Below are 13,273 nucleotides of genomic sequence, written 5' to 3'. Positions count from 1 at the left end.
GGAGACTTGTAGATGAGAGCCATGGATGTGCAAACAATCGTAAAAGCAACAGGTGCGAAAGTACTTGGTCAGAGCGCCACTTCTTTTTCTGGTATCGGCACGGACACTCGCCAGGATCTTAATGGTCAGTTGTTCATTGCCTTAAAGGGCGAAGCTTTCGATGCTCATAAATTTCTAGATAAAGCGGCAGCTCAAGGTGCGGCTGGTATTTTAGTTCACGAAGAAAACGAACAAACCAAAGCATTAGAGAAAAAAATCACGGTCCTTTTAGTGCCTGATACTTTGAAAGCTCTTCAGCAATTGGGAACTTGGGCACGTCGTCAAGCAAAGGCGAAGATCGTTGCGATCACGGGTTCTAACGGTAAAACAACGACAAAAGAATTTACTGCAGCGTTGATCGGTTCTGCGAAGTCCGTGCATTTCAATAAAGGCAGCTTCAATAATCACTGGGGTGTTCCGTTCACGTTGTTGCAACTGGATCCCAATAAAGAAGTGGCCGTTGTGGAAATGGGTATGAATCACGCGGGTGAATTGACAGAACTTGTGCATATCGCGGAACCCGATGTTGTGGTGTGTACAATGGTCGGTCGTGCCCACGTTGAATTCTTCGGTACAATTGAAAAAATCGCGGAAGCAAAAGAAGAAATCTACAATGCGGCTTCAGACAATGCGATTCGTATTTACAATTTAGATAATAAGCAAACTCACAACATGTACGTGCGTGGGAAAGAAAAATTCCCACAAGCAAAGATGTTAACTTTTTCAAGTGAAGATCCACGTGCCGACGTTCATCTTATGATCAGCAGCATGAACATGAGTGAAATCGCAGTCAAAGGTCGCATCGGTGGTGTTGACGGAACCGCTCGCGTGCAAGTCTTTGGTGCACAGAACTTAACAAACTTGATGGCAGCAGCGGCGCTGGGTTTATCCGTTGGAATGACGCCGCAACAAGTGTGGGCGGGGCTTCCGGAATGCAAAACGAACTGGGGCCGTAATCAGCTTGTGCATTTGAAATCGGGTGCACAAATGATCTTTGATGCCTACAACGCGAACCCTGACAGTATGAAAGCGTTGATTGATAACGTCAGCTTACTTACAGTGCCGGGTAAAAAAATTGGGGTCTTCGGTCAAATGCGCGAAATGGGTTCAGCCTCGGCAGAACTGCACCGCGAGTTGGGTGAACGCGTGGGCTCTGCTGGTTTTGATAAAGTGTACTTCGTCGGTGATGACGCTGAAGCGTTCACGCAAGGTTTAAAAAGCACGAGTTATAAAAATCCAACAAGCATTCAAAAAGACTACACGGATGAGGCAGGAAAAGATCTGGCGCAAAACTTAAAGAATGGCGACATCGCCGTTGTGAAAGCGTCGCGGGGAACGAAGCTTGAACGCTTCGTGTATCCGTGTGAACCGCTAGATTTTTCTGAAAAAGACTAATGACAAGAAAAAACCCGTAACAAGTACATTGCTACGGGTTTTTAGTTTCAAGATATTGTTTCTTCAATAATGCAAAAATTTTAGAAGTAATAAGTGACGCGACCACGAAGTTGCGTGAATGCCAGGTACGAGTCGTCTTTATTCACATCAAGTCCTTCTGCTTTGGCTTGGTCGATAACTTTGTCAGCAATACCGTGACGAGAATAATAATATCCTACATCAAAACCAAGATTGCGAGTAGCTACCAATCCTAGGCTTGCTTGCAAACCACCGCCGAATGCCTGAATGGCATCTGTCATGTTTCCACCGGTGATATAAGAAAGATGTGCGCCAACCATTCCATACAGACCGTTATTCAAAGCGTAGCCAACGTTGGCTTCTGGGCGGATTTGCGTGAATGATTTTGAAGACTTTAAGGAATTAGTTTCGTCCTTGTCGTTTTCAATTTTATTAATAACACCTAAGCCCACTGAAAATCCTGCGCGTGATCGTGGTAACTGGCTGTAGTTGATGGAAGCACCCAATGCTCCTGCAGCAGTGTTGGTATTCGATGACAAAGTGGCTGATGCTGATCCGCTGCTAACTTTGATTTTCATATCTCCATTCATGCCTGCGTATTCAAGACCTGTGCTCCAGCCGTTCATAACCCATGTTGAAAATTGATTCTGTTCAGGGCGTGATGCTGCCGTTGTGTTTTCGTTTACACGCGGTGCTTGTGCGAAAGCCGTTGTAGTGAAGGCCATAACAACAAGTGTTTTGAATACGATTTTCATCATGAATGATTCTCCTTAATTGGTTTTTGTTTTTCGTGTTGATAGTTAGGGATGCAACCGATGCGCCACCTAAAGTTGTTTTAGATGACTTAGGAGTTCGGGCATCCTGTGTTGTTTTGAGAAAGCGACAACCTAGGGCAGTGCTTGCAAAAATCTTTGTCGTCGCATTTTGAAATCTTCTGTGGGACCACAGTTTCTGTTCGAACAATACAAAATCGCAAACTATTGGCGAACCAATAAAAATGCACATTCTCTTGTGATTACAGTAACTTACAAAATAACTATTGTAATGAAAGGTCTAGTTGTGCTAAACCCTTAAAGTTCCTAGTCATTTCAAAATTTCCAAGGATTAAGGGGATTCGCTCAACATGCTTTATCAATGGCTCTATTCGATGGCAGATCACTTCTCGCCGTTGAATGTTTTCAGATATATCACCGTCAGAACTTTCATCGCATTCTTTACTTCGTTTTTGTTGTGCTGGATGTGGGGCCCTTATTTCATCAAACGTTTGCAGTTAAAACATTTCGGGCAAGCGATTCGCGACGACGGTCCTCAATCACATAAGAAAAAAGCAGGCACGCCAACAATGGGTGGTGGCTTGATTCTTCTTTCAACTTTGATTCCGTGCTTGTTGTGGGTGGATATGATGAACCCGCTGGTATGGGCGGTGTTGATCATCACATGGGGCTTCGGTTTCATCGGTTACATGGATGACTGGTTGAAAGTAAGCAAAAAGAATTCAAAAGGTCTTTCTGGAAAAATCCGTTTGGCTGGCGAGTTCTTAATCAGTGGTGCGGTTGTGTGGTACTTGGTTCAATATCACGGCCTAAGCACTTCAGTGACAATTCCATTCGTGAAGTCTTTGTCTTTCGATCTTGGTTATTTCTATATCTTGTTTGCAGCATTGGTTGTGGCAGGTACAGCGAATGCCGTGAACTTGACGGACGGTCTTGACGGTTTGGCGATTGTGCCTGTGATGATTTCCGCAGCGACATTGGGATTGTTTGCTTACGTTTGTGGTCACTATTCGATCGCAAGCTATTTGCAAATTCACCACGTTGTTGGTGCCGGAGAGCTGGCGCCAGTCGCTGCAACAATCGTTGCCGCAGGCATGGGCTTCTTGTGGTTCAATGCGTATCCAGCACAAGTCTTCATGGGTGACGTTGGTTCGTTGTCTTTGGGTGGTTTCTTGGGCTCGATGGCCGTGATCACACAGAACGAATTATTGATGGTTGTTCTTGGCGGTGTCTTCGTTGTTGAAGCGTTGTCAGTTATCACACAGGTTATTTCTTTTAAACTCACAGGGAAGCGAGTTTTCAAAATGGCTCCGATTCATCATCACTTTGAATTGGGCGGCCTAACAGAGACGAAGATCATCGTGCGTTTCTGGATCATTTCTATTTTATTGGCTGTATTAAGTTTGGCGACCCTGAAATTGAGGTAAGAAAATGTATAAAGAGTTTAGTGAATTAAAAGATAAAAGAATTTTGGTTGTCGGCCTTGGTAAAACAGGTGCTTCCCTTGCGCACTTCCTGACGAAGTACGGTGCTCAAGTCACAGTAACGGACCACAAATCTAAGCCAGAGTTGTCAGTTCAGTTGGAACAATTGGGCGATCTTCCAATCAAATTTGAATTGGGCGGTCACAGTCCGAAAACTTTCATCGCACAAGATCTAGTGATCTTGTCTCCGGGTGTTCCTTCGAACTTGAAGATCTTCGATTACGCAAGATCTCAAGGTATCAAGATCACAGGTGAGTTCGAGTTCTCTGCAGGTTTCATCAAAGAACCGATCATTGGTTTGACTGGTACAAACGGTAAAACGACAGTTGCACGTTTGACAGAAGCCATCCTGCGCGAATCAGGTGTTAAAACTTGGGTGGGCGGAGCAAATGAAAAACCATTGGTTGATTACTTGCGCTCTGACGAAAAAGCACAAGTTGTTATCGCGGAAGTTTCAAGCTTCATGCTTGAGCATTGCGAGACTTTCAATCCAGGTAACGTGGTATTCACGAACTTGGCTGAAAATCACCTCGATCGTTATCGCTCAATGGAAGAATACGTAAACGCCAAACGTCGTATTTTCAAAAACACAAACCAAGCCACGACGAGCATTTTGAATGCCGATGACAACGCGGTTGTTGAGTTGGCTCGTGATCCAGCGGTTCAACGTGGACGTATTTTCTACTTCTCTCGTAAACCAGCTTTGGAACCACAAATCATGAACATCGGTGGTGCTGTGAATATCGGCGACGAAATTCGCGTGCGCACAGGTCCAGAGATCGAAACGTTCTCGATCAAAAACATGAAAATGCGCGGTAAGCACTCTATTGAAAACATCATGGCGGCGATCTTGGCATCACGCGAACATGGTGCAACTCGTGAAGCTGTGCAAAGAGTGATCGAGTCGTTCGGTAGCCTTCCTCACCGTATCGAATACGTTCGTAAAGTGGGTGGCGTTCAATTCTACAATGACTCGAAAGCGACAAACGTTCATGCGGTTCTTCGTGCTCTTGATACTTTCGATGAAAACGTTATTTTGATCGCGGGTGGTAAAGACACGAACTTGAACTATGAACCTCTTCGTTCTGTGGTGAAAAGAAAAGTAAAGACCTTGATTTTGGTCGGGGAAGCGAAAGAAAGAATTAATCGCGACCTTGGTGACTTCTCTGAAACCTTCTTGATCGGTACGTTTGAGGAGGCGGTTTTGATCGCTTATCAAAAGTCGAGAATTGGTGACGTGGTTCTATTGTCTCCGGGTTGTTCATCTTTTGACATGTTTGACAGTTTTGAAGAACGCGGCGAATATTTTAAAGAGATCGTAAGAAAGTTTCATTGATACGAGTGCCAAGCAGTTGGCACTTCTCTGATAAGAAACATCGAAAAGCTCTCCAAGATGGAGAGCTTTTTTTTCGTTAAAGCTAGGAGGGCTTTGTGTTTCGTGTCTGTTCAATCGCATTATCGTCTTTATTCCTTCTTTCTGCCTGTGCCTCTGGAACATTTAAAGCACGTCAAGAACAGCGCGAAAAATTAGCTACCTCTGCAGGTTTGTACTGCGAGTTCGTTAATGGTGATCAACATCCTGACGTGGACGTTGAATTAAATATGCAAATGGCGCGTCGTTGTGATGCCAGCCGTAATTTCTCAATCATCAATTACAAAAATGCGTCGGACCAAATCGGTGTCGTTTACTGCTGCGCAATGCCAGACAAAAACGGTGGCCGTGTCGCTGCAAATCGTCGTGAACCGCGCCAAGTAGCTCCAGCGCCAATCGCTGCGAAACCGGCTCCAGCAACTGCAACTCCGGCAGCTCCTGCTGAAACTTCGACTGAAGAAGTTCTGCCAGAGTAAGGGTCCAGTTTTTCTGCAAGCCTAGACGTTGATTGGACTTCTGATTAAGCTAAAGGTCAGGAGTCCACATCATGTTGAGATATTTATCCAGCAGCTTGTTTCTTGCGATCATTACTCTTTTGGGTATCGGTCTTGTTCAAGTTTATTCATCTAGTTTTATCTTCGCGATCGAGTCTTATGGCGACGGTCTGTTCTTTTTCAAACGACAATTAATTTTCGCAATCATCGCGGTCGCGGTTTTAATCGGAACAATTCACATTCCATTCCGTTACATCGAAAAATACGGTTGGGCGTTGTGGTTTGCGGCAGCGGTTGGTGTGCTTGCGACATTCGTTCCTGGCTTGGGCGTGCGTGTGGGTGGTGCGATCCGTTGGATTCAGTTGCCTCTAGGTATTCGCTTTGAGCCGGCAGAGCTTTTGAAAATTTCTTTTTCGATCTGGTTTGCAAGTTTGATGTGTCGTAAGGACAACTCGCTTGGCAAAGTGAAATGGCATTGGTTGATCATCGGCTTGATCATTCCGTTGTTGTTACTTTTAAAACAGCCTGACTTCGGAAGCTTTGCGATCATCATGATGGTGGGTGTGGCATTGCTTTTTGCGTTCGGTTTGCAATGGAAATATATCGCCGGTGCTTTAGCGGTTTTGCTTCCTGCATTTTATTTCTTGGTGATGTTGGTCCCTTATCGTCGCGCCCGTGTCCTTGCGTTTTTGGACCCGTGGTCAGATCCAGCGCAAAAAGGTTTCCAGGTCATTCAAAGTATGCTCAGTTTCCACTCGGGAGGTCTGACTGGCGCGGGTCTGGGGCAGGGACAAGGAAAGCTGTTCTTCCTTCCTGAAGCTCACACGGACTTTACGTTAGCGGTGTTCGGGGAAGAGATGGGTTTTGTCGGTTTTGTGGCCATCTTGGCTCTTTATGGTTTCGTGGTCTTCCGTGGTATCCAAATCGCCGTCAAAGCTGAGGAACCTTTCAAGCGCGCTCTTGCGCTGGGTCTGAGCGTGACTTTTGCCCTGAGTGTATTTATTAATTCAGGCGTAGTGATGGGATTGTTGCCAACGAAAGGCCTAACTCTTCCATTCTTGAGTTACGGTGGTAGCTCCCTTGTGGCATTATGTTTTATGTTCGGTTTAATTCTGAACATTGAAAACTCGTTTGAAGAGGACACGTTCTCTCGTCGCTTCGGACAATCTACAGGGCAAAATCGTTGGAAAAGTTCGAAGGTAAAATAATGAGTACTAGAAATATTGTGATCGCTGGCGGTGGTACAGGCGGTCACATCTATCCTGGGATCGCAATTGCCCGTGCGATCCAAAAAATGGACCCTACTGTGCAGATTCATTTCGTCGGTACAGCTTTGGGTATGGAATCTAAAATCGTTCCGCGCGAAGGTTTTCCTCTTCATCTGATTGAATCCGGTCAACTCAACGTTAAAAGCCCGATTAAAAAATTAAAAACTCTTGCGAAGATCCCTTACGGTCTTTGGCAATCGGTGCGCTTGTTGATGCAACTAAAACCGCTTTATGTGATCGGTGTTGGTGGCTATGCTTCAGGTCCGTTCGTACTTGCCGCAAGTTTGATTGGTTTTAATACGGCGATCTGGGAACCGAATGCGATGCCAGGAATGGCGAACCGTTTGTTGTCTCGTTTCGTCGATAAATGTTTTGTTGTGTTCGACGACGCGAAGAAATTCTTAAAGAATAATTCAGTGATCAAAGCGGGCATGCCAGTTCGCCAAGAGATTGAAGAGGCCGTTCACGAAACGCATAAGGATGAAAAATTCCATTTGCTTGCGTTCGGTGGCAGCCAAGGAAGCCGCGTGATCAATTACTGCCTGAACGACGCTGTCTTAAAAGGTGGCGAGTGGACGAAGGATCTTTCTGTCGTTCATCAATTGGGCAAGTTTGATTTCCAAGAGGTTTCTGCGAAATACCAATCGGCACCTTGTGAAGTGCAGGTTCATGAATTTATTTTTGATATGCCCAAATATTATAAGTGGGCCGACATAATTGTCAGCCGTGGGGGCGCAAGCTCTATCGCGGAGGCTGCGGCGTTTGGAATCATTCCTATTATCGTTCCATTGCCAGCGGCGGATGACCATCAACAGAAGAATGCTGAAACTGTTGTCGCAAAAAATGCAGGCCGCATGATTTTGCAAAAAGATCTGACACCAGAACGTTTGATTTCAGAAGTACAATCTTTAAGACAAGATAAAGCGTTGCGAGAACAGATGGTTAGGAATATAAAGTCTCTTTATATCCCTCAAGCGGCGAGCACAATCGCAAAGGAAATCTTGCAATGAAATTACAAAGCGCTAAGTTTCATTTCGTAGGTGTTGGTGGCATCGGTATGTGCGGTCTAGCGGAACTTCTCCACAATATCGGAGCAAAAGTTTCTGGCAGTGACATCTCTGAAAACGCAAATACAGATCGTCTTAAAGAAATGGGAGTGAAGATCTATAAAGGTCACACTTCTTCAAACGTTGGTGATGCTGACGTTGTGGTTTACTCGAGCGCGATCCAATACGGTAATCCTGAAATTTCTGAAGCGCGTGCTCGTCAGATTCCATTGATTCCTCGTGCAGAGGCTTTGGCTGAAATCATGCGCTTAAAACGTGGTATCGCGGTTGCGGGGACTCACGGTAAAACGACGACAACTTCAATGACATCAGCGATCTTTCTTGAAAGCGGTATGAGTCCTTCAATCGTTGTCGGTGGTCGTTTCGAATTGATCAAATCTACAGCCTTGCTTGGTACGGGCGAGTGGTTGGTGGCTGAAGCCGATGAATCAGATGGCAGCTTCCATAAGTTGTCTCCGGAAATCGCAATCATCACAAATATCGACTCCGATCACTTGGATCACTACAAAACTTTTGAAAACTTGCAAAAGAGTTTCTATGACTTCGCATTGAAGGTTCCATTCTATGGAAAAGTCATTGCGTGTGGTGATGATCCAATCGTTCGTCAAATTTTCGAAAACTTCCCAAAACGTATTTTGTTCTATGGCTTTGACGAGAAAAATGATCTCGTGTTGAGCGGGGAGCAAGGTAAGTACTCTTTGTACCGCAGTGATCGTTTGCTTGGCACTCGTCACTTAGTGGGTAACTTTGAATTGAAAGTGTCAGGTCGTCACAATGCCTTGAATGCTGTGGCAGCGATCTGTGCAGGTGTCGCTGCTGGAATCCCATTCCAAACGTGCGCTGCAGGTTTGCAACGCTTCGAAGGTGTGGATCGCAGATTCCATTTCAAAGGCGAGAAAAAAGGCATCAAAATTTACGACGACTACGGACATCATCCGACAGAAGTGCGCGCAGTTCTGCAAGCCTTCCGCGAAAAATATCCTAAGAATCGTTTGGTGGTATTCTTCCAACCGCATCGTTTTTCGCGCACGCAACACTGCTGGCACGATTTCACGACAGCGTTCATGGAAGCAGATCACTTGTTATTGACTGACATTTACCCAGCGGGCGAGTCACCAATCCCAGGGGTCAACAGCGAAAAGCTTGCAACAGAAATGAAGCACGAAAACGCTCAGTACTTCCAACGCGACGACAAGTCTTCGCAAAAAATCATCTCAATGCTAAAAGACGGCGACGTCTTCATCACATTGGGAGCAGGCGACGGCTGGAAACTAGGCCTCGACGTCCTAGAAAAAATCTAGGGTGCCTGCTTCTTTTTTACAACCGATCTGCGTTAGTCCGGAGTTAGGATGCTTCGGACTTTCCTGTCACGAATGTTGTGAGTTGAGTTACCACGGACTTCATTACTAATGATTGATTATTCAGTTCCTCGCTGGCGGCTGAACATTCTTCAGCAGACGCGGAGTTCGCTTGGGTGATTTTTTCCATTCCACTTAAAGCTTGATTGATCTGCACGATGCCCTGTTCTTGCTCGGCACTGGCAGAGCTGATTTCGGTGTTGAGGCTTTCAAGCTTTTCAATCGTCGAAACGATTTCTTTTAAAGAAGCTTCACTGGATTTTACGACCTGATGTCCACGTTCAACTTTTTCAGCGCTTTCAGAGATCAATTGCGAAATCTCTTTGGCAGAAGTCGCACTTCTTTGCGCCAAGCTGCGGACGGCTTCGGCGACGACCGCGAAGCCCTTACCATGATCGCCCGCGCGCGCAGCTTCAACCGATGCATTCAAGGCTAATAAATTTGTTTGGAAGGCGATGTCGTCAATCACTGTGATGATCTCTTCAATCTTCTTAGAGCTTGCAGAGATCTCATCCATCGATGTTGTCAGTTTACTTACTTCCTGTTCACCCTTGTGAGCTTTTTCAGAAGCCGACTGTGCAAGGTCTTTGGCTTTCGCTGCGTGTTCAGCATTACGTCGAACCATGCTAGAAATTTCTTCCGTCGAAGCGGAGGTTTCTTCGATAGACGCCGCAGCTTGAACGGATGAGTTTGTTAAGCTTTGACTTGATTGCAGAATTTCTTGGCTGGCATTTGATACCTGGTCACCCGCCGAATTTAGTTTGCGAATGGCAGCGAACAAGCCCGAAAGATTGCGATTGATCAGGAAGAATGAAATCACCAAAATCGCCAAAGAAATAATCGCGGTCCACATCAAGATCGACATACTGGCATTGTTTGCAGCAGCGGAAACTTTATCCACAGAAGAAATCACAGCGAAGACACCATGAAGTTTATTGTCTTTCCAGTTTTCCATTTGAAAACCCAGGATGTCTTTGCCATTCTTCCACGGAGAAGTCGCAGGATCACCATGACACAACAAACAGCCTTGTGCTTCGGATAAGCGCACGGGGCGATAGACGACGACTGTGTTGTCATGATCTTCAACGATCTCTGGTAACTGAGGATCGGCTTCGAAGCGTTTTAAAATCTCCATTTCAGAAACCGTCGCAAGATTTTCTTTTCGGCGCGGTTCATCTGAAAAGACGCGGAATTTATAATCGTCTTTTTCAGCGCCTTCAAAACCAACTTTGATGGATGCGAAGACAGGAACTTTTCTTAAGATACGCGTCTGAATTTCTTCGCTCAGGTTGCCAGAAGGGAATGCCGTGATTGCATGTTGAACCTCGGTTTCAAGTCCGCCTTGAGTTGCCACATAAGAGCGAATTGCTTCAAGACGAGACAGAATTGCACGAGATTTTTCGATCAACTGTTCGCGACCTTGCTTGTGAATCTTGGAAGAGGAGATTCCAACTGCGGCAATAGTGCAGATCGCAATTGAGACAGCTATATTAATGATAATCTTCGTACCTAATTTCATGCCCACTCCAAATGAACATTGTTTTCGAAAAATTCCGTTCCCGAGATCGAGGCGAAATTGGAAGCAGTAACTCATCGGTAGTTAGATTTCTTACAATATAGACATGCAATCGCATTCAAAGCTTTTCCAACCCAGGGGTGGAGACGATTGCGACGACTCTGTCGCAATCGACCTAGGTCTGGTTGTGTTTGAACTGTTTCGCACGCGACTTGATGTTTGTTAGTCTAAGATCTGTAAGACACGACAGCTAAGGATTTGCAGGTCATCACAGTGAAGAAATTAATTCTAAAACTCATCGTTGCATTCGTTATTCTTCCTGGCGCACTCGCGGGCACACTTTTCTATTTGAATAAAAACGGTTTCTTTAACATTCAAAAAATTGAAGTGGTGTTGGACCATCCAGTTCCTGGCCAAGAACAATTCTTGAAGCCACAAGTGGACGAGTTGGAAGCGGCTCTTGCAAAGTACAAAGGTGTCTCGTTGTGGAACGTGAAGCTTAAAGCGATGTCCAAAGATGTTGCGAAGTTTGAGTGGATCGAAAACTCGATGATCACAAGAAGCTGGCCTGCGACGTTGTCGATCAAAGTAAGACCGTACGAAGTGAAACTTTTGTTCATGGGTAAGAACGGCAAACTTCTTCCTATTATTAAAGACGGATCGTTCTTGAATCCGGTTGAAGCAAAACAAGCACCTGATGTTGCACTTCTTGATGGCGAAAGTTTCGTGAAGAAACCAGAGCTCAGAAAAAAAGCAGTTGATGTGCTTGAGCAAATTCCTGCTGAAGGATCGTTCAGCAAAAAAACAATTTCTGAAATTCGATTCGACGATAAAGAAGGTTTTTGGATGACGATGATTAAGACCGGTGTGCGTGTGAAAATCGGCGAAGATCAAGTGTCTCTAAAGGCTGCTCGTGTAAGTCAGGTCGTCGATTATCTCGAAACTCGCCAATTTGACGCGCGCGTCATAGACGCGAATCTGTCAAAGAAAGTCCTTGTCAGGTTGCGTAAGGATCCCTAAGCTTAAGTCTGGAAGACCGATCAAAGTCGGGTCTATTTATCTTCTCAGATCTGTTATGAACTGATCTTTGGTCGAAACTGCGAAATGATTTTGCAGTGGTTTTCCTCAACAAGAAGTTAACTGCTTTTAGTTAAGGCACCCGCGAAACTTCGCGATGTGAGGCTTAAGGATGAGTACAGCAAAACCAAAAGCTCCTGTATTGGCTGGATTAGATATTGGTTCTACCAAAGTTTGTTTCGTTATCGGAACAGTCAATCAAGAGGGCAAAATTGAAGTCGCGGGCGTAGGAACTGCTCCAAACACAGGCATTCGCCAAGGTGTTGTCGTTAATATCGAAGCGACAACTGATTCAATTAAAAAAGCAAAAGAAGAAGCAGAGTTGATGTCTGGCTACACTATTTCAGAAGTGTGGGTTGGCGTTTCTGGTACGCATATTTCTTCATTTGATTCTAAAGGCATGGTTGCCATTAAAAACCGCGAAGTCACTCCATCAGAAATTGATCGTGTGATTGAAGCTGCGAAAGCAGTTGCGGTTCCTGCAGATCGTACAGTTCTGCATATTCTTCCTCGTGAATTTAAAGTCGACGGTCAAGACGGTATCACTGATCCAGTGGGCATGTCTGGTATTCGTTTAGAAGCAAATGTTCATATCGTAACTGGCAGCCAAAGCGCGATTAACAACTCAGTAAAATGTGTTGAGCGTGCTGGTTTGAAAATCGCTGGCCTTGTACTTGGACAATTGGCTTCTGCAACAGCTGTTATCTCTAACGACGAAAAAAACCTTGGTGTTGTTGTTGTCGATATGGGTGGTGGCGCAAGCAACGCTTTATATTTCGTAAATGGTTCAGTGGCGCACTCATCAACAATTCCAGTTGGTGGTCAGCACTTTACTCATGACGTTGCTGTTGGTCTTCGTACTCCGCAATTTGCGGCTGAAGAAGCGAAGAAAAAACATGGTTGTGCAATGGCTTCCATGGTGAATGAAAATGAAACTATCGAAGTTGAAGGTGTTGGCGGTCGTAAGGCTCGCGTGATTCCTCGTAAAGACTTGGCAGATGTTATCGAAGCAAGAGCAGAGGAAACTTTGAACTTGATCGCGAATGATATCCGCATGAGTGGCGTGATGCCAATGTTAGGTGCGGGTATCGTACTGACAGGTGGTGCAAGCCAACTTGATGGTTTGATTGAAATGGGCGAGTTCATTTTTGATATTCCAGTTCGTAGAGGAGTGCCTCAACACATCGGCGGTTTGACTGACGTTGTGAAGTCAGGTGAGTTTTCTGCGGCGACTGGTTTGTTATTGTACGGATTGAGTCAAAGAAAAGATTTGCTGACACAAAATCAGCAAGAGACAGAGATCAATCTTGGTGAATCACTTAACGGTATCACTAAGAAGCTCAAAGAAATGTTAGAAAAAGTTTTTTAGTTTAAGTTTTTATCACAGTCGGGGCTGGAGGCCCTTATAGAAA

At 45.1% G+C, this 13,273-nt stretch carries 11 protein-coding genes; 9 read left to right on the top strand and 2 right to left on the bottom strand.

Annotated features, from left to right (window positions below; all coding sequences use genetic code 11):
* Nucleotides 1-12 precede the first annotated feature (12 nt).
* Nucleotides 13-1,434 carry a UDP-N-acetylmuramoyl-tripeptide--D-alanyl-D-alanine ligase gene (gene murF / locus DOE51_RS15785; RefSeq protein ID WP_142697496.1) on the top strand — a complete coding sequence of 474 codons (1,422 nt, stop codon included), beginning with the start codon at nt 13-15 and terminating at the stop codon, nt 1,432-1,434.
* An 80-nt stretch (nt 1,435-1,514) separates the two neighbouring features.
* Here the strand turns inward: murF and DOE51_RS15780 are convergent, their stop codons facing one another.
* The gene (locus DOE51_RS15780; RefSeq protein ID WP_142697495.1) at nt 1,515-2,210 is read right to left on the bottom strand and encodes a hypothetical protein; all 696 of its coding nucleotides are present in this window, start codon (nt 2,208-2,210) and stop codon (nt 1,515-1,517) included.
* Nucleotides 2,211-2,575: 365 nt separating this feature from the next.
* Between DOE51_RS15780 and mraY the strand changes: the two genes are divergently transcribed.
* From mraY to murC, 6 genes are all read left to right on the top strand, one after another.
* Nucleotides 2,576-3,652, top strand: coding sequence for a phospho-N-acetylmuramoyl-pentapeptide-transferase (gene mraY / locus DOE51_RS15775; RefSeq protein ID WP_142697494.1), 1,077 nt, complete (start codon nt 2,576-2,578; stop codon nt 3,650-3,652).
* Between the two features lie 4 nt (nt 3,653-3,656).
* The gene (gene murD, locus DOE51_RS15770) at nt 3,657-5,045 is read left to right on the top strand and encodes a UDP-N-acetylmuramoyl-L-alanine--D-glutamate ligase (protein WP_142697493.1); all 1,389 of its coding nucleotides are present in this window, start codon (nt 3,657-3,659) and stop codon (nt 5,043-5,045) included.
* A 95-nt stretch (nt 5,046-5,140) separates the two neighbouring features.
* Nucleotides 5,141-5,557, top strand: coding sequence for a hypothetical protein (locus DOE51_RS19250; protein ID WP_210415540.1), 417 nt, complete (start codon nt 5,141-5,143; stop codon nt 5,555-5,557).
* 71 nt (nt 5,558-5,628) lie between these two features.
* The gene (ftsW, locus tag DOE51_RS15760) at nt 5,629-6,783 is read left to right on the top strand and encodes a putative lipid II flippase FtsW (RefSeq protein ID WP_142697492.1); all 1,155 of its coding nucleotides are present in this window, start codon (nt 5,629-5,631) and stop codon (nt 6,781-6,783) included.
* Nucleotides 6,783-7,853, top strand: a complete 1,071-nt coding sequence (murG, locus tag DOE51_RS15755; RefSeq protein WP_371726446.1) for an undecaprenyldiphospho-muramoylpentapeptide beta-N-acetylglucosaminyltransferase — start codon at nt 6,783-6,785, stop codon at nt 7,851-7,853. The genes ftsW and murG overlap by 1 nt, the downstream gene beginning before the upstream one ends.
* A complete protein-coding gene (murC, locus tag DOE51_RS15750) occupies nt 7,850-9,211 on the top strand; it encodes a UDP-N-acetylmuramate--L-alanine ligase (protein ID WP_142697491.1) in 1,362 nt (453 codons plus the stop codon). Before murG ends, murC begins: the two co-directional genes overlap by 4 nt.
* Before the next feature lie 43 nt (nt 9,212-9,254).
* On the opposite strand, the gene DOE51_RS15745 is transcribed toward murC, so the two are convergent.
* Nucleotides 9,255-10,787, bottom strand: a complete 1,533-nt coding sequence (locus DOE51_RS15745) for a methyl-accepting chemotaxis protein (protein ID WP_142697490.1) — start codon at nt 10,785-10,787, stop codon at nt 9,255-9,257.
* A gap of 270 nt (nt 10,788-11,057) precedes the next feature.
* On the opposite strand from DOE51_RS15745, the gene DOE51_RS15740 reads away from it, so the two are divergent.
* Together DOE51_RS15740 and ftsA are read left to right on the top strand one after the other, a co-directional pair.
* A complete protein-coding gene (locus tag DOE51_RS15740; protein ID WP_142697489.1) occupies nt 11,058-11,804 on the top strand; it encodes a cell division protein FtsQ/DivIB in 747 nt (248 codons plus the stop codon).
* A 169-nt stretch (nt 11,805-11,973) separates the two neighbouring features.
* Nucleotides 11,974-13,230, top strand: a complete 1,257-nt coding sequence (gene ftsA / locus DOE51_RS15735) for a cell division protein FtsA (RefSeq protein WP_142697488.1) — start codon at nt 11,974-11,976, stop codon at nt 13,228-13,230.
* Nucleotides 13,231-13,273: the final 43 nt, after the last annotated feature.

It is taken from the genome of Bdellovibrio sp. NC01, assembly GCF_006874625.1.
Taxonomy (GTDB): domain Bacteria; phylum Bdellovibrionota; class Bdellovibrionia; order Bdellovibrionales; family Bdellovibrionaceae; genus Bdellovibrio.
Note: the sequence above shows the minus strand (reverse complement) of the source record. Positions and strands in the feature narration are given on the sequence as shown.